Annotated in this window: 20 protein-coding genes; 8 read left to right on the top strand and 12 right to left on the bottom strand. The window is 50.1% G+C overall.

All coding sequences use genetic code 11. The annotated features are described in order from the left end of the window. Positions 1 to 87: 87 nt before the first annotated feature. The 5 genes from FPG75_RS02725 to FPG75_RS02705 all read left to right on the top strand — a co-directional run bounded on the left by FPG75_RS02725 (position 88) and on the right by FPG75_RS02705 (position 7,895). A complete protein-coding gene (locus FPG75_RS02725; protein ID WP_143305019.1) occupies positions 88 to 2,931 on the top strand; it encodes a PKD domain-containing protein in 2,844 nt (947 codons plus the stop codon). An 18-nt stretch (positions 2,932 to 2,949) separates the two neighbouring features. Then, entirely contained in the window at positions 2,950 to 3,981 is a 1,032-nt protein-coding gene (locus FPG75_RS02720) for a PorP/SprF family type IX secretion system membrane protein (protein ID WP_143305018.1), read from the top strand. 280 nt (positions 3,982 to 4,261) lie between these two features. Next, complete coding sequence (locus FPG75_RS02715) at positions 4,262 to 4,510, top strand: T9SS type A sorting domain-containing protein (protein WP_161596638.1); 249 nt, start codon at positions 4,262 to 4,264, stop codon at positions 4,508 to 4,510. A gap of 246 nt (positions 4,511 to 4,756) precedes the next feature. Next, on the top strand, positions 4,757 to 7,357 hold the full coding sequence (locus FPG75_RS02710) for a GH116 family glycosyl-hydrolase (RefSeq protein WP_236652710.1): 2,601 nt from the start codon (positions 4,757 to 4,759) through the stop codon (positions 7,355 to 7,357). Between the two features lie 4 nt (positions 7,358 to 7,361). After that, positions 7,362 to 7,895 carry a hypothetical protein gene (locus tag FPG75_RS02705; RefSeq protein WP_143305015.1) on the top strand — a complete coding sequence of 178 codons (534 nt, stop codon included), beginning with the start codon at positions 7,362 to 7,364 and terminating at the stop codon, positions 7,893 to 7,895. A gap of 108 nt (positions 7,896 to 8,003) precedes the next feature. On the opposite strand, the gene FPG75_RS02700 is transcribed toward FPG75_RS02705, so the two are convergent. Then, on the bottom strand, positions 8,004 to 9,176 hold the full coding sequence (locus FPG75_RS02700) for a class I SAM-dependent rRNA methyltransferase (protein WP_143305014.1): 1,173 nt from the start codon (positions 9,174 to 9,176) through the stop codon (positions 8,004 to 8,006). A gap of 122 nt (positions 9,177 to 9,298) precedes the next feature. On the opposite strand from FPG75_RS02700, the gene FPG75_RS02695 reads away from it, so the two are divergent. From FPG75_RS02695 to FPG75_RS02685, 3 genes are all read left to right on the top strand, one after another. Next, on the top strand, positions 9,299 to 9,886 hold the full coding sequence (locus FPG75_RS02695; protein WP_236652709.1) for a nucleotide exchange factor GrpE: 588 nt from the start codon (positions 9,299 to 9,301) through the stop codon (positions 9,884 to 9,886). A 112-nt stretch (positions 9,887 to 9,998) separates the two neighbouring features. Next, positions 9,999 to 11,162: a molecular chaperone DnaJ gene (gene dnaJ / locus FPG75_RS02690; protein ID WP_143305013.1), complete on the top strand. Its 1,164-nt coding sequence runs from the start codon at positions 9,999 to 10,001 to the stop codon at positions 11,160 to 11,162. Positions 11,163 to 11,291: 129 nt separating this feature from the next. Next, positions 11,292 to 12,233 (top strand): class I SAM-dependent methyltransferase, encoded by a 942-nt coding sequence (locus tag FPG75_RS02685; RefSeq protein ID WP_236652708.1) that lies wholly within the window; start codon positions 11,292 to 11,294, stop codon positions 12,231 to 12,233. Position 12,234: 1 nt separating this feature from the next. On the opposite strand, the gene FPG75_RS02680 is transcribed toward FPG75_RS02685, so the two are convergent. The 11 genes from FPG75_RS02680 to FPG75_RS02630 form a co-directional block, all read right to left on the bottom strand. Then, a complete protein-coding gene (locus FPG75_RS02680) occupies positions 12,235 to 13,980 on the bottom strand; it encodes a vWA domain-containing protein (protein ID WP_143305012.1) in 1,746 nt (581 codons plus the stop codon). Positions 13,981 to 14,068: 88 nt separating this feature from the next. Further along, the gene (hpt, locus tag FPG75_RS02675; RefSeq protein ID WP_143305011.1) at positions 14,069 to 14,605 is read right to left on the bottom strand and encodes a hypoxanthine phosphoribosyltransferase; all 537 of its coding nucleotides are present in this window, start codon (positions 14,603 to 14,605) and stop codon (positions 14,069 to 14,071) included. A 56-nt stretch (positions 14,606 to 14,661) separates the two neighbouring features. Next, positions 14,662 to 16,098, bottom strand: coding sequence for a glucosaminidase domain-containing protein (locus FPG75_RS02670; RefSeq protein WP_143305010.1), 1,437 nt, complete (start codon positions 16,096 to 16,098; stop codon positions 14,662 to 14,664). 38 nt (positions 16,099 to 16,136) lie between these two features. Beyond that, positions 16,137 to 16,778, bottom strand: coding sequence for an O-methyltransferase (locus tag FPG75_RS02665; RefSeq protein WP_143305009.1), 642 nt, complete (start codon positions 16,776 to 16,778; stop codon positions 16,137 to 16,139). Positions 16,779 to 16,877: 99 nt separating this feature from the next. Then, positions 16,878 to 17,576, bottom strand: a complete 699-nt coding sequence (locus FPG75_RS02660) for an LOG family protein (RefSeq protein WP_143305008.1) — start codon at positions 17,574 to 17,576, stop codon at positions 16,878 to 16,880. Between the two features lie 403 nt (positions 17,577 to 17,979). Beyond that, positions 17,980 to 19,110: a TIGR03364 family FAD-dependent oxidoreductase gene (locus FPG75_RS02655; RefSeq protein WP_143305007.1), complete on the bottom strand. Its 1,131-nt coding sequence runs from the start codon at positions 19,108 to 19,110 to the stop codon at positions 17,980 to 17,982. Positions 19,111 to 19,130: 20 nt separating this feature from the next. Continuing rightward, the gene (locus FPG75_RS02650; RefSeq protein WP_143305006.1) at positions 19,131 to 19,808 is read right to left on the bottom strand and encodes a phosphonatase-like hydrolase; all 678 of its coding nucleotides are present in this window, start codon (positions 19,806 to 19,808) and stop codon (positions 19,131 to 19,133) included. 176 nt (positions 19,809 to 19,984) lie between these two features. Next, positions 19,985 to 20,563 (bottom strand): hypothetical protein, encoded by a 579-nt coding sequence (locus FPG75_RS02645; protein WP_143305005.1) that lies wholly within the window; start codon positions 20,561 to 20,563, stop codon positions 19,985 to 19,987. 13 nt (positions 20,564 to 20,576) lie between these two features. Continuing rightward, the gene (locus FPG75_RS02640) at positions 20,577 to 21,986 is read right to left on the bottom strand and encodes an FAD-binding oxidoreductase (RefSeq protein ID WP_143305004.1); all 1,410 of its coding nucleotides are present in this window, start codon (positions 21,984 to 21,986) and stop codon (positions 20,577 to 20,579) included. A gap of 49 nt (positions 21,987 to 22,035) precedes the next feature. Continuing rightward, positions 22,036 to 23,058: a PorP/SprF family type IX secretion system membrane protein gene (locus FPG75_RS02635; protein ID WP_143305003.1), complete on the bottom strand. Its 1,023-nt coding sequence runs from the start codon at positions 23,056 to 23,058 to the stop codon at positions 22,036 to 22,038. 6 nt (positions 23,059 to 23,064) lie between these two features. Then, the gene (locus tag FPG75_RS02630) at positions 23,065 to 26,733 is read right to left on the bottom strand and encodes a DUF7948 domain-containing protein (RefSeq protein ID WP_143305002.1); all 3,669 of its coding nucleotides are present in this window, start codon (positions 26,731 to 26,733) and stop codon (positions 23,065 to 23,067) included. Positions 26,734 to 26,760 lie beyond the last annotated feature (27 nt).

Raw genomic sequence — 26,760 nt, 5'->3', positions numbered from 1 at the left:
CGCTGGAAAAATGGATAGCTGTATAAAATATATATAAATTTCGTTAATTTGTGCTTTCAAACAGTCAATGGAAAACCTGTCCAACCTATGAAATATCTACAGGCAAAGTGTTTACGGGCATTGCTGCTCCTGTTAGCCCTTATACCAGCTGAAGCGGCTTTGTCGCAGCAGGCAGGTTTTAACTATACTGCATCTCCTGCCAATCTCTGTGCTCCCGTAACGATCACATTTCAGAATACCTCTACCAGCGGCGCTATCAGCTATAGTTGGGATTTCGGCGATGGCCGCACCTCTCACGACGTATCCCCGCAGATCACCTACAGCAGCGGCGGACCGAAGAAGGTGACGCTTACCGTGCAATATAGCAGCGGCGCCAGCACCTATTGGCGCGACTTTGTAGCCGGCAGCACGCCTGTAGTGGATTTCAACGCCAATGTAACGCAAAGCTGCAAACCATATACCGCCAACTTCACGGATCTTACGCCTGGCGCCGTATCGCATACCTGGGATTTTGGAGATGGCAGCGCACCCGTTACCACTGATCAAACCACGATCTCGCATTCCTATGCAAGTGCCGGTAAATTCAGCGTTACGCTCACTGCCGCCAATATCAATGGTTGCGCTTCTTCCTTATCTAAAAATAATTATATCAACGTATCCCTTCCGGATATTACGATGAGCGGGCCGGTATCCGGCTGCGTGCCTTATACTGCTTCGTTTTCCGCTTCTTCCACCAACACGGTGAACGACCCGGTATTGTCTTATAAATGGGATTTTGGAGATGGAAATTCACAGGTCACTAACACCGGTTCCGTTACCCATAACTACGCGCAAACCGGCACTTATAGTGTAGGCCTTACCGTTACCACCCAGCAACAATGTACCGTTACCAAAACGTTCGACAAACTGGTACATACCGGCAACCCGCCGTCCAACGTAAGTTTCAGCGTATCGCCTACCAGCACCTGCACCGGCGACCCGGTAAGGCTGCTGGCCAATGCCAACTATGTAGATACCTACAGTTGGGACTTTGGCGACGGCGCTCAACTCGATACTTCCAGCAACGATATTAAACATGCTTTCAACGCCAACGGCACGCTTACCGTAAAGATGAAAGCTGGCAGCAATGGCTGCTATACTAGCGCTCCGCCAGCCATGGTGACCATTTCCGGGCCAGTATCGAAGTTTTCGTTTGTGCGTTCCTGTACGGATAAAAGCCAGTTCATCTTCACCAATAATTCCACCAACACCACCGCTCAAAGTACCTACGAATGGGACTTTGGCGATAACTCCCCGCTGGTATTCACTAAAGATGCCGTACATAATTACACTACGCCCGGCAAATACACCGTGAGGCTTACAGTGAGAGAAAACGGCGGCCCCTGCAACCACAGCAGCTTTCAGACCTTGCAATATTTCAAGGCCGACTTCACCACCGGCGTAAGTACCGTCTGCCGCGGCAGCAAGGTAACCTATGAAGTGCTCAATGTGCCGCTCACCCTCGTGGCCAGCTACACCTGGAACCTCGGTGATGGCACCTCCTACAATACTACCTTACAAAGCTATACGAAAACATGGCAAAGCACCGGCACCTTTCACGATCAGCTGGTGATCCATTATAACGATCCAGCCTACTGTGATGATGTGGTGGATAAGCCGGGCAATATCTCCATCATGGCGCCACAGGCCGATTTCAACACCAGTGGTAACAACTGCGCAGGCCAGCCGGTCAACTTTGTGAATACTTCTGTTACTTCACCGAATACACCTATCACCAATTACAGCTGGGATCTTGGCAACGGCCTTTCGTCTGCTTCGCAAACACCGCCACCCACTAAATACACGGCTTCCGGCGGTTATAACGTGAAACTGGTGATCACCGATGCACGCAATTGCATGGACTCTATCACCAAAGCTATTAACGTCAATCCCACGCCTTTCATACGCGTCAGCAGCACGCAGTCGAAGATATGCGAAGGCGCCAGCACCACGCTGAATGCGCTTTCCGATGGCACGGTGCAATGGCTTTCCAACAACAATATCAGCTGCGTATTTTGTAACACCCCTACCGTATCGCCGGTGGCCAATGCGCGTTATATCGCGCAGGCCTCTAACGCCAACGGATGTACGATGTTGGACTCCGCGGACATCAGCGTAGTGCCGAAAGCCAACCTCACTGTGAGCAAAGACACCATGGTGTGCTATGGCAGCTCAGTGAAATTGCGTGCCGCCGGCGCCGCTTTCTACAACTGGACACCGGTAGATGGCCTTACTAACAATACCATTGCAGAACCGATCACCACACCGTCAAAAGATATCACTTACCAGGTAACCGGTACCAATGATCCGATGTGTCCCGCCGCCGGGCCGCTGTCTGTCAACATTTCTGTGAAACCGGTGCCCAGCGTAGACCCCGGCAAAGATCAAACAGTTACCGTAGGCACCATCGTGAAACTCGCGGCCACCGGCAGCACCGATATTGTGAAGTGGCAATGGTCGCCCACCGATTATCTCGACTGCCCCACCTGCCCGCTCGTAACGGCCGCCGTGCGCAAGCCGATCACCTATAGCGTTACCGGAACTAACGCTTACGGGTGTACGAAAAGTGGCGTCGTGAATGTAGATCTCATCTGCAACACCGATGTAGTGTTCATTCCGAATACCTTCAGCCCTAATGGCGACGGGCAGAATGACATTTTTTATCCTCGAGGGAAAGGGATCAGGTTCATTAAGTCCTTCCGCATCTTTAACCGTTGGGGACAGGAAGTATATCACCGGGAACAGATCAATATAGACGATGTAAGCGCTGGCTGGAACGGCAATTTCAACGGAAAGCCGCAACCATCAGATGTGTACATCTACTTCATAGAAGCATATTGCGACACGAACGAATTTTTCCAGCTGAAAGGCAACGTAACATTACTCAGATAATCTTTTAACCTGGCCAACATGAAAACGATCTACCGCATCCTGATGTTGCTCGTCTGCCTCGCAAGCGCACCTGAACTGTTTGCGCAGGATATACACCTTTCCCAGTTCTATGAAACGCCTATCCTACGTAACCCCGCGCTGATAGGCATTTTCAACGGTGACGTGCGTATACAGGCCGTATACCGCAACCAGTGGAACAGTGTTACTATCCCTTACCAAACCGGTACCCTCAGCGGTGAACTTAAATTTCCTGTAGGCAGGAGCAACGATTATGTAACAGCGGGTATGCAATTCACATACGATCGTGCCGGCACCTCTAAATTGCAGTCTACACAAGTGTTTCCGGCCATCAACTATCATAAGTCGCTGAGTGAGGATAAGAGTAGTTTCCTCTCATTGGGCTTTATGGGCGGCTTTGTACAGCGCCAGTTCGATCCCACCAACATGACGTTCAACAACCAATACACCAATGGCCGTTTCGATCCGGCGGCGGCCACCGGCGAAGAAGGCCGCCTGGCGCTGAAAGGCTACAGCTACCTGGATGCCGGTGTGGGCCTGAGTTACAACAGTGTGATCCGGGAAGATATCAACTACTATATCGGGGTGGGATATTATCATTTCAACCGCGCCAAAGTGTCTTTCTACAAAGACAACAGCATACAGCTAGAGCCCAAACTTACATTCAACGCAGGCATTACCTTTCCTGCCGCGGAACGTGTAAAAGTAATTGCAGAATACAATCAGTTGCACCAGGGCACTTATTCCGAATATATTGGCGGCGCCATGATCGGCTACGGCCTGCTCAACGAAGGCCTGGAATCCACCAGGGGTGTGTATGGCGGCCTTTTCCTCCGCTGGAACGATGCCATCATCCCTACCATCAAACTGGATATGGACAAATACGAAGTGTCGATGAGCTATGATACCAATATTTCCAAGTTGCGCACGGCCAGTCAAACCTTTGGGGGCTTCGAGATATCACTCGTATTCAAAGGTTTCCTGAATAGCAGGAACAGCACGCTGGAGAGTGTGAACTGTCCACGTTTTTAATAAACGTTGATTATCAACAACTTATCAAAAGCGTTAAAATTTACATAAAAAAGACGGCAGGTCTAACAAAATGGCTTGTCGTTTGTTAAATTTACTGGGGAGACGATATTGTGTATCTGACAAACAAAAATTAGGAAATATTTGAAAAAAATTCTATCTTTATAATACTATGTGGAAGACCTCTACCCTCATTCTTACAATAGTTTTTAGCCTCATTACCCTTGTCGGAAAGGCTCAAAGCGATAGGAACCTACCTAATCAGGACGGGGGAAGTAAGGTCGTGAAATTATATCCCAACCCGGCAACAACTACTATCTACTTCGAAATTCAACCGCAACAACATACTAACGACCGCACCTACGATCTTATTGTGTATAATTTTTTAGGTAAAAAAATGGAACAGTTAAAAGGTATCAGCAACAGAACGCCGCTGAACCTGGATAACTACTACAGCGGGCTGTATATCTACCAACTCAGGGACCAGCGCGGTAACCTGATAGAATCCGGCAAATTCAATGTGGTCAAGTAAGTATAAAAGATAATGAACGAAAGGCTGTTTCTGATCAGAAACAGCCTTTCGTTTTTTAATGATTTCTTCTCTTTTTATGAGCCTCATTTAACATCCCCACACAAGGCTTATAAATCTTTTTTATATTGTTTTAGATTCCATGGCAGTGAACAATGATTTATTTTATTCCGCGCTTTCCCACAAGTATCATCCAATAAACAAATGACGATCGCTAGAAGACAATTTCTGAGGAATATCGGTCTTACTATGGCCGGCACAGTAACACTGCGTCTGCCCGCGCTGGGCCAGGCAAGCCGGTTACTGCTCCATAAACAACCGGATGCAGCCTGGATAGCATCCCTGTATGAAAGAGGGCAAGCCACCACTTATTTCAAGCGTAAAAATGAATTGCAATATATCGGTATGCCGGTAGGCGGTATCCTCTGCGGCACCGTGTATCTCGGCGGCGATGGCCGCCTCTGGCTCTGGGATATCTTCAATAAAAACCAGGAAGGCATTGAGCCGAAAGAAGTGCCATGGAATAACCCGGTGCTTAACGAAGGAAAGAAAGTACGCTCCCGCGATGGCGCCTGCTATATCCAGCCTTCGAAAGATATACGTCCGCTCGATCAGGGCTTTGCCCTCTCGCTCACCTGCGGCCGGCAACATATCCTGCGCCGCCTGGATGAAGCCAGCTGGCCGGAGATCAGCTTTGAAGCCACCTACCCGATAGCCACCATCCCTTATATCGATCCGGCATTGCCGGTAACCGTAACACTGGAAGCCTTCTCTCCCTTCATCCCCCTGAATGAAGATGACTCCGGGTTGCCCGTCACCATTCTCTCCTATGAAATTAAAAACACCGGCAAAGTGCCGGTACAAGCCACTTTGATAGGATGGCTCGAAAATAAAACAGCCATATCATCCGCTAAAAATGATATACATGAAAGAGTGAACACTGCTATGCGCAGCAGTAAATGGAGTGGCGTTATGTGCAGCGTACGCAACAAGAGTGGCGATGATCCCGCATTGCTGCAACAACCCGACCACGGGAATATGTGCATCGCCGCACTTGACAGCAAAGCGGCGATGGACACGGATTTCCAGGCAACTAACCTCGCTTTGCGCCATTACGCACAAACGGTTACGAAAGAGATATCTGCTACACTGACTGCATCAACATCGCTTTCACAGGAGATACTACCGGGAAAGGCTATACGAAATAATTTTGCGATCAGCTGGTACTTTCCGAATCTTCATTTTAAAGGAATACAGGGAGAAGGAAGATATTATGCCAACCGCTTTGCCGATGCTGCCGCAGTGATCGATTATGTAGCTACGCACTATGAAAGCCTCTCCGGGCAAAGCCGCCAGTGGAAAGACACCTGGTATGACGCCACCTTGCCCTGGTGGTTCCTGGAACGTACTTTCCTCAATATCTCCACACTAGCCACCACCACCGCGCACCGCTTCCGCTCCGGCCGCTTCTATGCGTGGGAAGGCGTAGGTTCCTGCGAAGGCACCTGCACGCATGTATGGCAATATGCACAGGCGGTAGGCCGCATCTTCCCCGCACTGGAAAGGGACACACGCCAGCGGGTGGACCTCGGCATCGCGCAGATGGCCGACGGCGGCATCCTGTTCCGCGGCGAAGCAGAAAAGCGCCCCGCCATCGACGGACAAGCAGGCACCGTATTGCGCATCTACCGCGAACACCAGATGAGCAAAGACAATACCTTCTTACAACATAACTGGCCCAACATCAAAAGGGCTACACAGTTCATCATCCAACAGGACCGCAACGGCGATGGCATGGAAGATACTCCCATGGAAAATACGCTCGATGCCGTATGGGATGGTGAGATCGCGTGGATCGTAGGCCTCTGCATCGCGGCCGTGAAAGCCGGGCAACTGATGGCGGAAGAAATGAACGACACCGATTTCGCCGCAACCTGCAAATCCTATGTGGACAAGGGCCGCAGCAATATGGAATCGCAATTGTTCAATGGCGAATACTTCATTCATCAACCGGATAAAGTGAAAGGACGCTCCGTGATCGGCTCTTATAATACCTGTCATATTGATCAGGTTTATGGCCAGAGCTGGGCATTCCAGGTAGGTATGGACCGCGTGCTGGATAAAGCAAAAACAAAATCGGCATTGCAGGCGCTCTGGAAATACAATTACATGCCTGACGTGGGGCCTTTTGAAGCAAAGCACCAGGGCTGGCGCCCCTACGCGCTTCCAGGCGAAGCCGGTATGGTGATGAACACCAACCCCAAAAATGAAGCATATCCTTTCGGAGTGAAAGATGCCTGGCAGCTGGGCTACTTCTTTGAATGCATGACCGGCTTTGAGCACCAGGTAGCCTCGCATATGATGGCCGAAGGCATGACCGAAGAAGCCCTCACGCTTACCAAAGCGGTGCACGACCGCTATCATGCCGCCAAGCGCAACCCATTCAATGAAATAGAATGCAGCGATCACTATGCCCGCGCCATGGCCAGCTATGGCACATTTGTGACCGCCTGCGGGTTCCGCTACCATGGCCCTAAAGGAGAGATCGGATTTGCACCGGCCTTTCATAAAAATGATTTCCGCGCACCCTTTGTTACGGCAGAAGGCTGGGGCACTTACTCACAGCAGGTATCGGGGCAGCGGCAACAGCACGCGCTCGCGTTGAAGTACGGCACCTTGCGTTTGCAAACATTCCGCTTCCCGGTGGGAAATGCCCGCAGGGCGAGCGTAAGCGTCGACAATAAAAATATCGCCGCCACTTCCCGGAAAGAGAACGGCGAGTTGATCATACAACTGGACAGGCCTGTGCAGATAACAGCAGGTCAATCTTTTCACCTTTTACTCACCTGATACCATGCGCCGATATTTTCATATAGCCGTTACCGTTATCATGCTGTTTGCCTGTCAGCAAGCGCCGCAAAAGGCCGCCGAGAGCTGGCAATCGCAGGTAGACAGCCTGCTTCCGCTGCTGGGTCACCGCAACTGGATCATTGTGGCTGATAAGGCTTTCCCGCTGCAATCGTCCGCCGGCATCATCTATCTCAATACCAATTCCACTGTACCGGCAGTAACGCAATACGTGATAGCGCAGCTCAATGCAGGCACGCATGTAAGTCCTGTTCTCTATACAGATAAAGAACTTTCCTTTGTACCGGATGCAGGCCCCTACCGCGATTCGCTGCAAGCCGTACTGAAAGGCCACAGCGTGCAATCGCTCCTGCACGATTCCGTGTTTGCAAAAATGGATAAGACAGCATCACTGTTCAAGGTGCTGGTGTTGAAAACCAATACCACAGTGCCTTATTCTTCTGTATTTATCAACCTGGATTGTAAATATTGGAGCCCGGAGAAAGAGCAGCGGCTCAGGGAACAGTTAAACAATAAATAATTATTTGGTTATTTGATTATTTGGATATTTAGATATTTAGGTTCAAAGAAGATCTTCCTTGAACCTAAATATCTAAATATCCAAATAATCAAATAACCAAATAATTATTTATTGTACTTCTACTATCAAGAATTTCAGATAGGTGGTATTTTCGATATTCCACATGATCGGGTGATCTTGTGCCTGCGTTTGGAAAGTGACCTGGCGCAGTTTCTTTTTAGCGTCTTTAGCGGCCATATCGATGATCTCGAGGAACATGGAAGGCGGCACCAGGTTGGTGCAGGAGGCTGTAACGAGGAACCCGCCGGGCTTTAGCAGCTTCATACCACGCAGGTTGATCTCTTTATAACCGGTGATGGCCTTCTGGATATTTTCACGGCTTTTGGTAAATGCAGGCGGATCGAGGATCACCACATCGAATTTCTTTTCTTCGCGGGTCCATTGTTTCAGCTGGTCGAAAGCATTTACAGCCTGGAACTGGCATACATCCTGTAGTTTGTTGAGCTCCGCATTACGGCGGGCGGTGTTCACGGCATGTTCGGAAATATCGAGCCCCAATACACTCTTTGCACCGTAGTGGCCGGCATGGCAGGAGAAAGTACCGGTATAGCAGAATGCTTCCAGCACGTCTGCGCCTTTAACGATATGCTGGATAGCACGGCGGTTGTCCTGCTGATCGAGGAAGTAGCCCGTTTTCTGGCCATTCACTACGTCTACATGGAATTTCAGGCCGTTTTCATTGATGATCACATTGGTATCGAAAGGTGCGCTGAGAAAGCCTTTTTGCTGGGGCAGGCCTTCGAGTTCCCGCACGGGCACATCGTTGCGTTCATAGATACCTTTGGGAGAGAATATTTTGTTGAGCGCATCTACGATGGCGCCTTTCCATTTATCCATTCCGAGCGACAGTGTTTGCAGCACGAAGTGGTCATTGAATTTATCGATGATGAGGGCGGGCATTTCATCTGCTTCACCGAATACGAGGCGGCAGTTTTCCACGTAGCCGAGCTTCTGGCGGTATTCCCAGCATTTGAGCAGGCGGCGGTAGAAAAACTCGTCGTTGATCATTTCATTCTTATCGCGGGTGAGCAGGCGTACCAGTATCTGCGACTGAGGGTTGATGTAACCCCTCCCCACAAAGAAGCCCTGGTGGGTGAATACGTCCACGATGTCTCCGGCGTTCACGGGGCCGTCTATCTCACCCACTTCATTGCCAAAAACCCATGGATGGCCCTGTAGTACCCTGTTCTGTATTTTTTTCTTTAAAAAAACCTTTGTCATTTATTGCATTTGGATTTGCAAAGGTACGGGATTAGCAATGAAATATCCTGCCTAATTGTCACCGAACAGGCGCTTGGCAAAGTAATTGACTGGGGTATCTTTGCAGATTAATCATTACAACTATGACAGAAAACCAAAAAGACATGCATAACAACGGAAAAGCTAAGCAGGGCAGTGAAAACGAGCAAAGCATGCCGGATATCAATACTGATGAGAACGTGAGCGGTACTTCGCATATGAATGATGAACTGGAAGAATCTGGAGAACTGGAAAAGAAGGAACAGGAGCTGAATGAATTGCGTGATAAATATCTGCGCTTGCAGGCGGAGTTCGACAATTTCCGCAGGCGTACGGCCAAAGAGAAGATTGAGCTGATGCAAACAGCCAGCAAGGAAGTAATCTTATCTTTGCTGGATGTGCTGGACGACAGCGAGCGGGCGGCCAAACAGATGGAAACTGCTACTGATCTGGACGCCGTGAAAGATGGCACCAGCCTGGTGTTTGGCAAACTGAAAAACGCCCTGACAGCCAAAGGGCTGAAAGAGATGGAGAGCCTCCATACGGATTTCAACCCCGATCTGCACGATGCTATTACTGAAATCCCTGCACCTACCCCGGATCTGGAAGGTAAAGTGCTGGACGTATTGCAAAAAGGCTACTACCTCAATGACAAATTGATCCGTCATGCCAAGGTGGTAGTAGGCAAATAAAAAAATGACGATGTGGCATACTTTGCAACATTCGCCTATGCTGACAAAGACGGAAAAACAATATTTTTTACCGAATTAAAGCCCCGCATGCGGGGCAATAAGTTTTTTTATAATGTCTACCAAGAGAGATTATTACGAAATACTGGTTGTTGCTAAAACGGCTTCACAGGATGAGATCAAGAAGGCTTACCGCAAAGTGGCCATGCAGTACCATCCTGACCGTAATCCCAATAACAAAGAGGCGGAAGAGAAATTCAAGGAAGCCGCCGAAGCCTATGAGGTATTGAGCGACCCCGATAAGCGGGCCCAGTACGACCGTTTCGGCCATGCCGGCGTAAATGGCCGTGGTGGCGGATTTGGAGGCGGCGGCATGAATATGGACGATATTTTCTCCAATTTCGGTGACATTTTCGGTGACGACCTTTTCGGCAGCTTCTTCGGCGGCGGTGGCAGAGGCGGCGGCGGAAACCGCCGTGGACGCGGCACCCGCGGCTCTAACCTGCGTGTGAAGATCCGCCTTACCTACGAAGAAATCGCCAAAGGCGCCAACAAAAAGATCAAAGTAAAAAAATATGTGCCCTGCCAGCACTGCGGCGGCCTCGGCGCAAAAGATAAAAATGCATTCCAGACCTGCGGCACCTGCGGCGGATCCGGACAGGTAAGGAAAGTAACACAAACCTTCCTCGGACAAATGCAGACCGTTACCACCTGCCCCACCTGCCATGGCGAAGGACAAACCATCACCAGCAAATGTGGCCACTGTAAAGGAGAAGGCCGCATGTATGGCGAAGAAACCGTGAGCATCGACATCCCGGCAGGCGTACAGGAAGGCATGCAGCTCAGCATGAGCGGCAAAGGCAACGCCGGCGAAAGAGGCGGCGCACCCGGCGACCTCCTCATCCTCATTGAAGAGGAACCACACCCGGAACTGCAACGCGATGGCCTCAATGTGGCGTACGATCTCTACATCTCCTTTCCCGACGCCGTTTACGGCACACAGGTAGAAGTACCCACCATCGATGGTAAAGCAAAGATCAAAATACCCGCAGGCACACAAAGCGGCAAGATATTCCGCCTCAAAGGCAAAGGCTTCCCGTCTGTCAACTCCTACGAAAAAGGGGATCAGCTGATCCACGTTAACGTATGGACTCCTCAGCATATCTCTGCCGAAGAGAAAGACATGCTCGACAAATTACAGGCGTCTGAAAACTTCAAACCAAATCCCGAAAAATCCGAAAAAGGATTCTTCGAAAAAGTCAGAGACATATTTAGTTGATTGGGTTATTTGTTTATTTGATCATTTTGATGGGAGAATTTATGAATGGGAGAATGTGAGAATTTATAGGGATACCAAGTCTCACCACAAATTCTCACATGCTCCCATTCTCACATTCATAAATCCTCCATGGACGGCAAACTGCAGATGTTCGAGAACCGGCTCACCAAAGTATTCCGGCACATTTCCAAGATCGCCAAACGGCAACACATCACCTGTTACCGGGTGTATGATGATGATATCCCCGAGTTTCCTTTCAGTATAGAAATTTATGAAGACCATGCCTACGTGGCCGAATATCACCGTAAACACGGCATGGAAGAAGAAGCCCATGAAGCATGGCTGGATACCTGCCTGGAAACCATCAGCAAAGTGCTGAACATCCCGCCGGGAAATATCTGGGTGAAACAACGCCAGCGCAAAGAGAACAGGCAAAGCCAGTACGAAAAACTCAGCGCCGAAAGCCGCGCCATGACTGTACACGAAGCCGGCCTGCAATTCAAAATCAATCTCTCCGACTATCTCGATACCGGCCTTTTCCTCGACCACCGCGTTACACGCAGCATGGTAAGGGAAGAAGCGAAAGATAAAAAAGTGCTGAACCTCTTCTGCTATACCGGCTCCTTTTCCGTGTATGCAGCCGCAGGCGGCGCTTCACATGTCACCTCTGTTGATCTTTCTAAAACATACCTGGCCTGGGCAGAAGAAAATGCACGACTCAACAACCAGGATATGCGTAAGCACGAATTTGTGCATGCAGACGTATTACAATATCTCGATACCCTTAAACTTAATACCTACGATCTTGTGATCGTAGATCCGCCCACCTTCAGCAATAGCAAGCGCATGAAGGATTTCCTGGATATACAGCGCGATCACGCAGAGATGCTCAACAAAATTTTACTGGCTACCAAAAAAGATGGCGTAGTGTATTTCAGTAATAACTACCGCCGTTTTGCGCTGGAAACAGAAAAGATCAATGCGTCCTCCATCAAGGATATCACTAATCAAACCTTGCCTTTCGATTTTCAGCAGAAGATGATCCGCAAGTGTTACCGCCTGATCAAGTAGTTTATAATTTCGCTTTTTTGACCATCTTCACCATCTTCAGAAACTCTTGCCGGTAGCCGCCTTTATCGGCTCCCAGGGCCTTTCTGGCGATCTGCATCACCATATCGGTATCACCGCAGCCGCGGTAAGCCGATTGCCGCAGTATCATGCCCAGTAATGCCACCGATGCCGCAAAGCGGTAATCGTCCGGCGCTTTTTCAAAAGGCTCCCAGGCAGAGGCAATATCATCCTGCAGGTATAAAACAGTCGTATCCTGCGGAAGACGGTAAGCGATCCGCACATGGGCCAATAAAGTATCTTTACCATTCACATTTTCCTGGGGCAGTATCTCATAAAGCGCCACCGCACAATGTCCGCTGCCAATAATGCCGCCACTCAGCTTGCCAGCCGATGTGGTATCCGGGTCCAGTACCTTGTTTTCATAACCAATAAGCCTATACGATTTCACCAGTGCGGGATTGAAGCGCACCTGTGCCTGCACGTCTCTGGCAATGGTGAACAAGGTGCTGCCAAATTCCCGCGCGAAGATCTTGTTGGCTTCTTCCAGGTCATCTATATACGCAAAATTGCCATTGCCCATACCAGATAATGCCTGCAATTTGGAATCTTTATAATTCTTCATCCCAAAGCCAAGACAGGTCAGCAATACGCCGCTTTCTTTCTTTTCCATGATCAGCTCCTGCATTTCGTAGTCGCTGGTGAGCCCTACGTTGAAATCCCCGTCGGTGGCCAGTATCACACGGTTATTGCCGCCGGGGATGAAGCTCTGCACGGCGATCTGGTAAGCCATCTTGATGGCTGCTTCGCCCGCTGTGGCGCCGCCGGCGTTGAGGTTATCGATCGCATTGAGGATCTTCTCTTTCTGGTCGCCGGGCGTAGAAGGCAGTACCAGGTTGGGCGTGCCGGCATAAGTAACGATGGCTACTTTGTCGTGCGGCCGCAAATTGGCCACCAGCACGCGGAACGCCGCTTGCAGTAGTGGCAGCTTATTGGAAGTGCCCATAGAGCCGGATACATCGATCAGGAAAACGAGGTTGCTTGCGGGCAGACTGTCTACATCAATAGATTGTGCTTTGAGCACGATCTCCAGGAGGTGGTGCAGGGGTTCCCAGGGGCAGGTGGTATAATGGCTGTAAAGCGCCATGATATTATCTTTCGGAGGAACGGGATAGTCGTAATGAAAATAGTTCACCATCTCTTCAATGCGCACGGCATCGGAGGGCACGGGCTCTTTCAGGCGCAGGAATCGGCGGATATTACTATAGGCGGCACGGTCTACATCCACGGCGAAGGTAGACAGAGGATGCGCAGCCGCCCGCTGGAATTTGTTTTCATAGAGGGCGCCGTAGGTTTCGTTGTAGAAAGTACGGATGCCCATGTTCATATTGCCGTAGTTGGGATTGCTGTTCTGCGACAGCCGGGCGCGGGCCTTGGCGAGGTCGATGGCATCGAGGCTTTTACGTATAGGCGAAAGCGTTAGCAGCAGGCGGTCGGATTGTTTTACGGAGACGATTTTAGCCGCATAGCCTTCCTTCTGTAGATGTAACTGTGCTACAGGGCCGGGCAGTGCAATTTTGAAAAGGCCGAAAGCATTGGTGAATACCTTGGTTGTATCGTTCATAACGTTTACGCATACACCGGATAGGGGGCGGTGTGCCACACTGTCCTCGATAGCGCCTGATACCCAGCCTGCTTGCGCTTTTGCTCCACCAGCGTATAAAAGTAAGAGCAGCAAGAACTTTCGCATACAACAAATTAAGAAAAATTTTCAAAAGATAAAGGCCTTCCTGCGCTTGCAGCGCGGGAAGGCCTTTATCTTGTAGCGTTTGCAGCTCCTACTCTACCAGCTGGTATATTTCCGGCAGGTTGCGGCCCAGGCCATCATAGTCGAGGCCATAACCGAGGAGGAATTTATTGGGCACGGAGAAACCGAGATAATCGATCTTGATGGGATGCACCATGGCTTCGGGCTTGGTGAGCAGGGAGGCCACGAGCAGTTTTTTAGGTTGCTGGTGTTCCAGTTGCGGCAGGAACTGGCTGAGGGTTTTGCCGGTATCCACGATATCTTCCAGTATTACAACGGTACGGTTGAAGAGGTCTTCATCCAGGCCGATGGCCTGCACTACATTACCGGTAGATTTGGTGCCTTTATAAGAAGCCAGTTTGATAAAAGATATTTCCGCATCGATGTTGATATACTTGAACATATCTGCGGCAAACATGAATGAGCCGTTGAGGATGGCGATGAAAAGCGGCCTTTCGCCTTTCAGGTCATTATTGATCTGTGCTGCCATCTCCTGAATGCGCAGCTGCAATTCTGTTGCACTGATATAGGGCTGAAACTTTTTATCATGCACCTGGATTACCGACATAATACTTCTACATTTCCTTATTTAACAATTACAAGCATAAAAGGATCATGCTTGCCTTATTTACTCACCAAGAGGCGCTGGCCTATTTTGATATCATAGCCCTGCAAGTTATTCCATTCCTGTAATTGTTCCACGGTTTTGTTATACATTTTTGCGATACCGTACAGTGTTTCCTTGGATTGCACTTCGTGGTACTGGGTGTTGTTTTTCTGTACAGGCGCGGGGGTGGCTGGCACAGGAGGCGCTGTGGTGGCCGGTTTCGGCGTTACTGCTTTAGCGCTGCTATTGTTAGCGGCCGTTTCACCTAATTTTTTCAGGTCTTCTGCCATGCCGGCGGGCAGGCCACTTTGCTGTTGCGGCTTGCTTTCGGGCGCTGGTGCATTATTCTGGGCTTTTGCAATCTCTTCTTTCACATTTTCCACCACTTTCCTGGGCGAAAAATCTTCCGGCTCCTGGTCTTCTTCTTTCAGGATGCGGGTATTTTTAGCCAGGGCGGGCGGGTTGGAGGCGTAGCCATCGAGTGCGAGGCGCTGGCCGGCGGCGGGCTCTTCGCCCTCATGCATTTTATTGCGGCGGCGCAGCCACTTCAGCTGGATGCCTTCTGCCTGCGCGATGTCAGCCATGCTCTCGCCGCGGGCTACCGTATGATAATCGGTATTACCTCTTTTACTTTTCTTCTGGAGGAAGATGAACATATCCCTTGGCAGGGGACGGTCATCGGGGAGATCATTGAAGCGTACCAGTTTGCTGAGACGGATATCGCGTTGATCGGCGATCTGTATCAGGGCAGTACCGGCGCGGGCGTAGATCACTTTGCGGCCGTTGATCTCGAACACTCCTTTGGGATAGTTGCCAGCCGCCATTTTGCCGCGATTGCCATTATGAGCGGGCCGGCTTTCCGGTTTGCGATTATTGCCTGCATATGCGGGCGGTTGCAGGTCTTCCAGCTTTTCGGCTGCCTCCGGCGTTATTTTGCCCATGGCTACCTCCGTATATACCTGCAGGTTATAGTCCTCGATCACTTTGATGAGTTGCTGCGGATAGGTTTTATTGGTAGCATATCCGGCTTGTTTGAGGCCATAGGCCCAGGACTTGTAATCCTGCCCGTCGAACTGGAAGAGGAAGGCGTAACGCGGATTGTTGCGCAGGAAGTCGGAGTGATCGCGATAGGATTCGGCAGCGGTTTCGTATACACGAAAACATTCCTGTGCGGCATCGTCATCGTATTTGATGGTTTTGCCGGTCCAGGTGTTTTTGCATTTGATGCCGAAGTGGTTGTTGGATTGCAGGCAAAGGGTGCCGTTGCCTGACTGTGATTCGATCACGCCCTGTGCCAGTGTGATGGCGGCGGGCACGCCGGAGCGGCGCATTTCATCCATGGCCAGCTGCTTATAGGTAGCAATGTATTGCTGGGTCGTCATTTTCTGCGCCAGGAGCGCAGGTGCGCAGCCAATAAGAAAACTGACCACCAGAAATAATTTTCTTACTTGCATGTATCGTTGAATTTAATGGGCTTTGTAAAGTGCTGCGACTATTTCTTCCTGATCAACAGCACACCATCACGGATAGTGAGTAATACCTGTTCTGCGCGGTCATCTGCCAATACCTTCTCACAAAATGCAATCATCGCGCGGGCCTGGCTTCCCTGCTCGTTTTCAGGGAGCAGCACCTGACCGTGGTACAATACATTATCCGCGAGTATAAATCCGCCGGGGCGTAAATTCTCCCAGATCAGATCATAATAGTGCACATATCCTGCTTTGTCCGCATCGATGAATACCAGGTCGAAAGTCTCGCTCAGCGTGGGTATGATGTCAGCGGCTTTGCCGATATGCATTTTAATTTTTGTGGTGTTGCCGGTAGCGTCCCAATATTTTTTGCACATGGTTTCCAGCTCTTCATTGATATCTATCGTGTGCAAAATGCCGCCTGGCTGTAGTCCGGCGGCCAGGCAGATGGCCGAATACCCGGTGTAGGTGCCCAGTTCAAGGATACGTTGCGGGCGTATCATATGGCTCACCATGCTCAGTAACTGACCCTGTACATGCCCGCTCAGCATGTGTGGCAGCTCCACTTTCAGATAAGTTTCCCGGTGTAATTTGTACAGCACCTCACTTTCCGGGGTGGTATATTTCTCTGAAAATTCTTCCACCGCCACGGGTATCAGCTCCATATATAAAATTTCTGCAAAGCTAAAGAAAAAGCGTATAAATAATTAAACGTTGCCGCTCCGGATTTATGCGGCGCAGCAACGTTTAATTCCGTGTATGCTTTAGAAGTTAGGTCTGAGTTTGTTGGTCGTGTAGAAAACGCGGAAGTATTCCACTACTTCATCGGCGGTATCGAACAATTTGAGGAGGCCGAGATCATCGGGCCCGATGTTATGTTCTTTCTCTTCCATCACCGTGCGCATCCATTCCAGCAGGCCACTCCAATACTCGCGGCCTACGAGCACCATCGGTGTTTCTTCCATTTTTTTAGTCTGGATGAGGGTGGCCACTTCAAAAAATTCGTCCATGGTACCAAAGCCGCCGGGCATCATGATGAAACCTTGAGAGTATTTGGTGAACATTACTTTGCGAACGAAGAAATAATCGAAGTTGAGTCGTTTGTCGTTATCGATGTAAGGGTTAGGATATTGTTCATGCGGCAAGGTGATATTAGCGCCTACCGATTTGCCTTTGGCTGCCTGCGCGCCTTTGTTGGCCGCTTCCATTACGCCGGGGCCGCCACCAGTGATGATACCGAAGCCTTCTTCTGCCAGTCGTGACGCAATTTCTTCTGCCAGGTCATAATAACGGTTGCCGGGTTTAGTACGTGCAGAACCAAATATTGAAATGCAGGGGCCGATCTTGGCCAATGATTCAAAGCCATCAACAAATTCTGCCATGATCTTGAAGATCTGCCAGCTTGAATGCGCCCTCGTTTCCGTCCAGTCTCTTTCTTTGAGGTTCTTTAATGTATCATTCATGCGATGCTAAATTTTTTATGCGGTTAATGTCCTCATCCATAATTGATGATGCTGTAAATTATGCAATTATTGGATTACAGGCGCATAAAGCCAAAAAAGCAGGTAACTTGAAAGAAACCTGCTTTACATTTAACACGTTATGAACGTGCAGCACTGTTATAAACATTGCTGCAGAAACGTTGCTAAAGCTGGCTGATTCGAATGATTTATTGCTGAAACATGAGGGTTACTATCGCGTTAACCGACGAATGTTTTCATAACGTTTTTAATCTGAATTTAATTTATCACTTATTTGCGCAATTACCTAATTTAAATTTATCATGCGTACACTAAGTACCCATGCAATAAAAAGGGACGCCGGTAAATGCCGGCATCCCTGTAAAAAACAGCAATCATTAAAAATTTACATCCCTGCTACTTCATCTGCCAGACCGAAAGACAAGGTCATACCCGCGCCACCAAGGCCATTCACGATGGTCACATTTTTTTCTGGCGAGAGTACGAGATCTGTTTGTCCGTTCTTCAGTTTGGGATAGATGCCATGCCATTGTTCCTGGATCGTGTATGTAGGCGCTTGCAGGAAAGTGTGCATGTATTTGAGGATAAGATCGTTGATAAAGGCTTTGTCGAATGGTTCGAAGTCCGGACCATATTCATGCGAATCACCGATGGTCAGCTCTCCTGCGCCATTCTGTGATATCAACAGGTGGATGCCCCATTGCATATATTCCGGCATTTCCTTTTCCACACGTTGTTTCACGGCATCGAGCGTTTGGCAGGAATTGAAGGCGGCGTAGTGCAGCAGGGTAAGACCGGCGCAGAGTGCGGGTCCCAGCTGCCAGTTGCCTGGCTGCGGGATGGTGCGCATCATCTGCAATTTGCATTTGGTGAGTGGCGCGGCTGCAAACACGGCAGGGTACAGTGTTTCAAAGTCGGCCCCACTACAAACATATACTTCGTCCACTTTCCACTTTTCATCTTTCGTTTCGATAAAAGGCATGCTGATACCATTTACTGCGGTGTTGAAACGAGTGGTCACATTCATTTTATCTTCGAGATAGGCGGCGATCGCAGCGCTTGCCTGGCGCGGGTTTACCGTCATTTCGGTAGGGCTCCACATAGCGCCGAGCAGGCCATCTTTTTTCACTGCCTTTGTATACTTGTCGATATTGGAGGATGTGATGAGTTCGCAGAGATAACCATTGCCGGGAGCGGCGGCTACAAATTCTTCCAGTACGGCCAGTTCATCTTTTTCGTATACGAGGTGCAGGGATCCTGTTTCGTTGCATTGCAGGCCGGTGGCTGCTGCCAGCTCTTTCCAGGTGGCGCGGCTGCGCATGGCGCGGTCGTACATCTTGCCGGCGGTTTGCCCGATCGGCCATACCAGTCCGAAGTTGCGGATAGATGCGCTGATGGCGCGGCTGTTGCGTTCAAACAATACTACTTTCCTTCCTTTTTTTGCCAGCTTGTAAGCGGTGGCCAATCCTACGATGCCTGCGCCGATGACGGCTACATCTGCCTGTTGTTGTTGCATATGCTATGATTACGGAACGATCAGATAATAGAGAGTAATTCGCTGAGATTAGCCACCAGGTGGGTGTGCGGGCCTTTCTCCAGTTCTTCGCGGGAGTAGGCGCCGGTGGTAACTCCTGCTACCAGGCTGCAACCCGCGTTGGTGCCTTCTTCCAGGTCGGAGATGGTATCGCCGATCTTGGCTACCTGCGCAATGCTGCGTATTTCCAGCTCCTCCATGATACGATAGATCATATACGGATAAGGACGGCCATAGGGCACTTCATCGCTGGTAGCTACGGCATCGATCAGGCCTTGCTGCTGCCAGCCGGTCCTTTCCAGGATCACGTTGGTGATATCGCGGTCGAAACCTGTGTCCAGCGCCACTTTGATGCCTTTTGCGCGGAGCGCGGCAAATACTTCAGATACGCCTTCTTTTTCCCTTACGATCGGGCTGTTGGCATAATGCGCTTTCATATCCGCTACGAAGCGGCTGTGCAATTGAGAGATAAAGGTATCATCGCTGTAACGTGCATCGTTCTTTTGCTGCAACAGGTAACGGATCGCGTAAGGTTTGGCGTATCCCATCACTTCATTCACTTCTTCCAAGGTCACCTGCACGCCGGCAGTGGCAATCGCTTGCTGCAATACCAATGCTACATTGGATTCATCGTGCAGGGTGGTACCTGCAATATCAAAAACGGCTAACTGTATTCCCATCTGAGTTAAATTATTTTGCAGGGCAAAGATAATACGTTGGTAAAATAAAGTTTAGCATTTATAAACATTTAACACGAGGATAATATTCACGCAAAGCAGCATAAGCAGCAAAGCAGCAAAGAATAAAGAGGATACCTCATTCTTTGCTGCTTTGCTGCTTATGCTGCTTTGCGTGACTAGAATCCGAAACCTGCGCCGGCGCGATAGATCAGGCTGTTGCGATAAGGCGAACGGCCATCCTGTATCACGTCGTACAAGATAGAGAAGCTGATACCTACACGGCCACCGATGCCTTGCGTATAGCCGGCGCCCACGAGGAGGCTCGGCACGCCGTAGTTGCTGTTCACCGAATATTTAGGGGAAGCCTGATAGAAGGTTGTTTTCTGGTTCACGAAATTATATTCGGGCTGGATGTGCACAAACAGTTGCTGGATGGGATATACACGGCCCCAGATACCGCCGCCGAAGATCGTGTACTGATCTTTGGAGTAGGTATTGCCATAGCCATCCCTAACGCGATAGCTGCCATACTGGGCATTAACGTTCACACCTGCCGCGATATAATCATTGAAGCGGTAACCTACCAGCGGAGAGACATCCACATTGGTGATATCGCCGAAAACCAGGCCCAGCGAGCCTCCCAGGATCAGCCGGGAACGATCGAATCCCCTGCGGGCAGTATCCGTTTTATAATACTGTGCATGCGCCAGCTGCGCGCCTGCCAGGAAAAGAAGAACAATGATCAGACGTTTCATGTGTTGGTGATGTTTAGCAGTCAAAGATTTTACCTCTGTTCAGGATATTATTGGGATCAAATATTTGCTTGATCTGTTTCATGAGCGACATGGAAGTAGCATCGAAGATGATATCCATGTAGTTCTTCTGCACCAGGCCAATGCCGTGCTCACCGGAGATCGTACCATTGAGTTTTTTCACCAGTTTGAATATCTCGCGGATACCGTCTTTCAGGGTGCCGTTCCATTTTTCTTCCGGCAGGTCGCCACGGATGATGTTTACATGCAGGTTGCCATCGCCGGCATGGCCATAGCAAACAGAATGGAAGCCATACTGCTGGCCTATTTCCTTCACGCCTTTTAGCAGCGCCGGTAATTCAGCGCGGGGCACCACGGTATCTTCTTCCTTGTACACCGAATTGGCCTTAACGGCTTCGGCTACACGCCGGCGCAGTTTCCACAGCTCTTCTTTCTGCTGATGATCTTCCGCAAATAATATCTCCCCGATATCAAATCCTTCTACAATGCCGGCGATGCCTTCCATCTCCTGCATCAATACTTCGGGGTAATTACCATCTACTTCTATGAGCAAATGCGCCTGTATATCATCTTCTATCTTCACCGTACTTCCCTGTACATATTTTGTGACCCAGTCGAGTGCATCACGTTCCATGAATTCCATTGCCGAGGGCGTGTACCCTGCCCTGAAAATGGCGCTCACGGCGGCACAGGCGTTTTCCGCGCTGCGGAAAGGCACCAGCATCAGCAGGTCGTGTTTAGGCAAGGGTATCAGGCGTAGCACGATCTTCGTAACGATGCCCAGTGTGCCTTCGCTGCCCACTACCAGCTGTGTGAGATTGTAGCCCGTAGCATTTTTAAGCACGTTGGCGCCCGTCCAGATCACCTCGCCATTGGGCAGCACCAGTTCGAGGTTCAGCACGTAATCCTTTACCACACCGTATTTCACGGCCTTGGGGCCACCGGAGTTTTCAGCGATGTTACCTCCAATGAAGCAGGTGCCGCGGCTGCTCGGGTCCGGGGGATAAAATAATCCTTTCTCTTTTACCGCATTTTGTAATTCTTCTGTGATCACGCCAGGCTCGGTAATCACTTGCAGATTACGTTCATCGATCTGTGTGATGCGGTTAAAACGTTCCATAGAGATCAACACGCCGCCATATTGCGCCAGCGCGCCACCACTCAGGCCGGTGCCGCCGCCACGGGGCGTTACAGGCAGCAGCTCGCGGTTACAAAGCTGCATAATTTTACTTACCTGTTCAGTAGTATCCGGCTTCACCACTACTTCCGGCAGGTAGTGAAGGTCTTCAGTCTCATCCTGTGCATAACGGTTCAGGCTTTCCTCATCCGCTAATACGTATGATGCGCCTGTTATCTCGCGTAAGGCCGCCACATGGGCAGCCGTTACTTTATTGAATGTGGTCATATAACAAAAGTAATCAAAAGCCGGCGTAGGTAATAACCCGGTGATCAATTTAAAAAGAAGGGCAGATGGTAGACCTGATCGCGCTGCCGAAGGCGCGGTTGCGATACAGGCCAGTGTAAATAATGCCTATTTCATAAGCGCCACGGCGGCTGTTGGCCGATGCCAGGGAAGAGGTGGTGACATCGTAACTGAACATCATCTTCACATTGCTGATCTGGTAACCTACGAGGAAAACAGCGGCATCGGCGCCGCGATAGTAAATACCGCCAAATCCTTGCTTCTGGCCATCGCCGGAGAGATTGTAGGCAGCGTTCAGGCCCACCATGAACTCACTGGTATTGGCTTGCTTGGTATAATAGGCGGCCGGGTTAATGATCACCTTATCGCTCATCTTCAGACTGGCATTCAGGAAGCCGATAAAACGCCTCGGCACCTTGTTATCGCCTGCATAGAATGTTTCGCGGGGCGTGTTCACGTGCTGCACGGATGCACCGGCATTGATATAGATATTGTCTGTAGGAAAGTAAGCATAGTTCATCCCTACCTGCAGATCGAAATAGTTGATACTGGTTTGTGCAAAAGGTTCGGCAGTGGGCACGGCAGCATCAAAGAATTTTCCATTCCACTGATCCCCGAAAGTGAGCTTGGTGATATCTACCCGTTTGTTGGCAGAACCGGCGTTGAAGCCCAGCGACAACAAACTGCTCTGCCCCAGCAGTTGATGGTAAGCGATGGAAGCGTATCCTTTGGTGGAGCTGAGGTTGCCGCTGCCGGCCACATCGCGCAGCACCACGGCGCCGATACCTACCCAGCCATAGGTGAGCTTATCGCGGAACAGCTGTGCATCCCCGAAGGCCGACATGGTGCGGTAAGGCACCGGCACAGAAGCCCACTGATCGCGGAAATTGATGCCCAGCCTGTAATTGCCATCGGGAATAAAACCGGTATTAGCGGGGTTGGTGGTCAACGGCGAATTAAAGAACTGCGAAAAATGCAGGTCCTGCGCTGCGCCGTTCATGGCAGCGGTTAACAATACTATCAATCCGGCCGTTAGTTTAACTATCTGCTTCATGGCTCATCATCTTAACAAGGTTACACTTCCTGATCTGTTGGCTTTCGTTCCATCTGTAAATTCTATATTCACCACGTATGCGTAAGCATCCATCGGCTGCACTACACCTTTATAGCGGCCATCCCAGCCTATCCGCGGGTCAGAGCTTTCAAATATCAGCTGCCCCCAGCGGTTGAATATCTTCAGGTTGAATTTGGTTACACCGAATGCCTTCACGTAGAAAACATCATTCATACCATCGTTGTTCGGAGAAAATGCACTCGGCACATCATACAGCGGCACCACGATCGCACTCACATCCTTACAGATCGGTTTCGTACAGCCTTCAGGGTTAGTAGCGCTGAGACACACGGTATAGGTACCGGTTTTATTATACTGGTGCACCGGGTTCACCTTCGAAGAGGTATCCCCATCGCCGAAGTTCCAGAGATAGCTGGTAGCTGATACCGACAGGTTGGTGAAGGTAACCGGCGTATTTTCCACCGGTTTGGTAGGCACGAAACTGAAGTCTGGCGCCGGCATAGGCGCCACCAGCACCTGTTTGGTCAGCTTGTCCGTTTTATTACAAGTATTGTTATCTACCACTTCCAGTGTAATGTCATACAATCCGGGCGTATTGAAAGTATGCACAGGATAAGGATCGGTAGAGGTGGAATGATCATCGCCGAAAGTCCAGGTGAAGCTCTCACCGCCAAGGGTGGTGTTATTGATCTTCACCTGCGTGCCCACGCAAACGGTATCGGGCATCACAAACTGTGCTTTCACGTCTTTGGCTACACGCAGCGGGATCGTTTCTGTTTGCGGTGCATTACAGAAATTAGTATCTACAAGGGTGAGCTTCACATTATAGATGCCTGGCGCGCCATAAGCATGCGCATAGGGGAACTTCGAGGGGCCTACGTATGCGGGCGGCGTACCATCGCCGAGGTCAAACACGAAGGAGCTGTCACCGAATTGTGCAACAGGTTGCGAATTGTTGAAGAACTTATACGCCAGTGCTTCGCAAGGCGGCTGGCGCTGACCGGAGAAATCAAGCGTGGCTTTGTTGGTGCCAAGTTTCACAAATGCATAAGCGGTATCGGAGCCATTGCAGCTGTTGGCATCAAATTTCACCAGCATCACTTTGTAAGTACCTACCTGGGTATATTGGTGCGACACGGTATCGAGCTTGGGGCCTTCTACTGTTGGCGAGCCATCACCGAAATCCCATTTGAAATTGGTGCCATTGGTTTGGGTGGTATCAACAAAAGTGATCGTTTCAGGTACGCAATAATTCTTTTTGCGGTCCAGCGTTTTTACGCCAGCTTTTACGCCATCGAGATTGAAGGCGATCTTGAGCGCGCCGAAGTTACAACCGGGTGGCGGCGTGCTGGAATAGGCGCCGGGCGTAGTAGGATAACGCGGCTTAAAGCCGTTGGGGTTTACATTACACCAGGCACAGATGCCCTGGTAGATGATACCATTGCGATCGAAGCGGCTGGTGCCGCCATCCACATGTTCGTACAAACCAGCGCCGCCAAAGAAGCTGCCGAACAAGATATTGGTAGCATCTCTCTTCAACACAAAAAAATAAAAGTCCATCGCGTCGGTAGTAGCCTGCAAGGCATCAGGCGTGGTGGTAAGCCCGCCTGTTCCCGAGTTGGGATAATGCAAGGCAGAGTTGATACCGCCGCCCCAGCCGGATACATACACGTTCTCACAACGGTCTACCAGGAAGGCCACAGGTGAAATGGCCGGCAGTGTTGACAAAGAACGGGATTTACCGAATGTAGTAGAATATACGAGTGCGGAGAGATCAGGTTGTAGTTTAGTGATGAACTGTTGTGAATTCTGATTAAAGAAGGTGGTGGTATTGGGCGCTTGTTTGACGGGCCATGTACCTTCGGTGGTGCCCATCACATACACGAATCCTTTTGAGTCGAGCTGTATGCCGTATATCTGGTCTGCGGCGCCATCGTCGGAGCCGAGGAAAGTGCTTTGCAATATCTGGGAGCCGTCGTTAGCGATGTGTGCAATGAAGCCATCGCAGGAGCCACCGCGATAGGTACCATACACCGGGTTGCCTTTCATGGGGAAATTGGAGCTGGCGGTGCCGCCGGCAACATACAAAGTATTAAGCCCATTCAGTGCGATCACATAGGCCGCATCTTCTGCGGAGCCGCCGATAAAGCTGGACCATACCACATCTTTACACATGGGGTTGATCTTCAGCACCACGCCATCCTGTACGCCGCCAAAGGTAGGCTGGAACACGTTGCCGATGGTGGGGAAGTCGCTGGAGCGGGTACAGCTGGCCACATAGATATAGCCGGCGTTATCGATCACCACTTCGCTGCGGGCATCATCGCCATAGTTACGGAGCAGCACGGAGGCGCCGGCTTCGCGGTTATCGCGGATGTTCACCCCATCGTCGCTGGAACCTGCGACGATGAGTGAGCCGATCAAGCCGGTACCGTTGGCATTCAGCTTGGTGACTACAATATCCCATCCGCCACGTTTGGTACCGATCACTTTATCGGCCGGGTAGTTGGCAGAAGTAGTTCTGCCGGATATCACCAGCTCACCCTGCGGATCTACAAAGAGACTGTGCGGCTGCTCCAGCCCGCTGCCTCCAATGAAGGTGCAGTAAACGAGCGTAGTACCGTCGGGAGAAAATTTCTGAATACCGATATCAAAAGTACCGCCGCCGAAAGAAGTTTGTTTGGCGCCCGGCGTAACGGGATAATCATTGCCAAAAACAATACCGCCGCCATAGAAATAACCATCGGCATCATAAGTGGCGGTAAAGCCCCAGTTATCAGACCGGGAGCCGGATACGGTAGAAAATACATACACCGGATCGATCACCAGCGGATAGTTCGGATTGTAGTCGCCCGATACCTTGAAACTCAGTTTCATGCCATTCAGCCTGAAACTAACCTTAACGGGTATACGCTGATCATTAATGTATTGATAAGCAGTAGGTAACTGTTCCACTACATCTCCCACCGACGTATGAATATAGAGTTGTCCTTTCTTCAGTTCCAGTCCTGTAACGCCTTCATACTCCATCTGTATCTTGTCGGGATCTGCGCCGGGATGTACGATGAGATCATATTTCAATTGAGACGCTTCGGAGTAGATGTGTGCATCGATACCGGGATAGAGTGATTTGTAGTTAATGCCCTGGAAGTTCCTGACGCCGGATGCCCACTTGCTTTTATCATTGCCGATCAGGTAGTTATAGTAAGCTCCCTGCTGCTTTTCTGGCGCCACTTCCACATCAGGGCTGGTGTTCAGGAAGTTGACGTTATAGGCATGGCCGCGCACATCCGGAGGCTTGGGAGGCCGCACTGGCGGCTGGTATGGATCGGTATCATCTTCCTTCGGAATATATTTTTTGTTGTTGATATACAAGCTGTCGTTGGCGCGGTGAGAGTGGCCGTGTATATATTCATCGAGCCGGAATCTGTCTTCCGGGCTGAAAAGATAAAATGTAAATCCTGTTTTCTTCAGAAAAACGGTGGCATTATCCAGTTCTGTTTTGAACAACACGTCCTGGTGCCACTGTCCTTTATTCTCACTGAATGTGAGCGGGGTATAATTGGCCGTCGCCTTTTGTGCACGGGCATACTGTCCTGAAAACAAGGTGAGGATCATGATACCAATAAAGCCGATCGGGAGGGTAAATTTCAACGGGATAAAATTTATTTTTCTGAAAAA

It is taken from the genome of Chitinophaga vietnamensis (assembly GCF_902167635.1).
GTDB lineage: Bacteria > Bacteroidota > Bacteroidia > Chitinophagales > Chitinophagaceae > Chitinophaga > Chitinophaga vietnamensis.
This window is presented reverse-complemented; position numbering and strand designations above follow the sequence as displayed.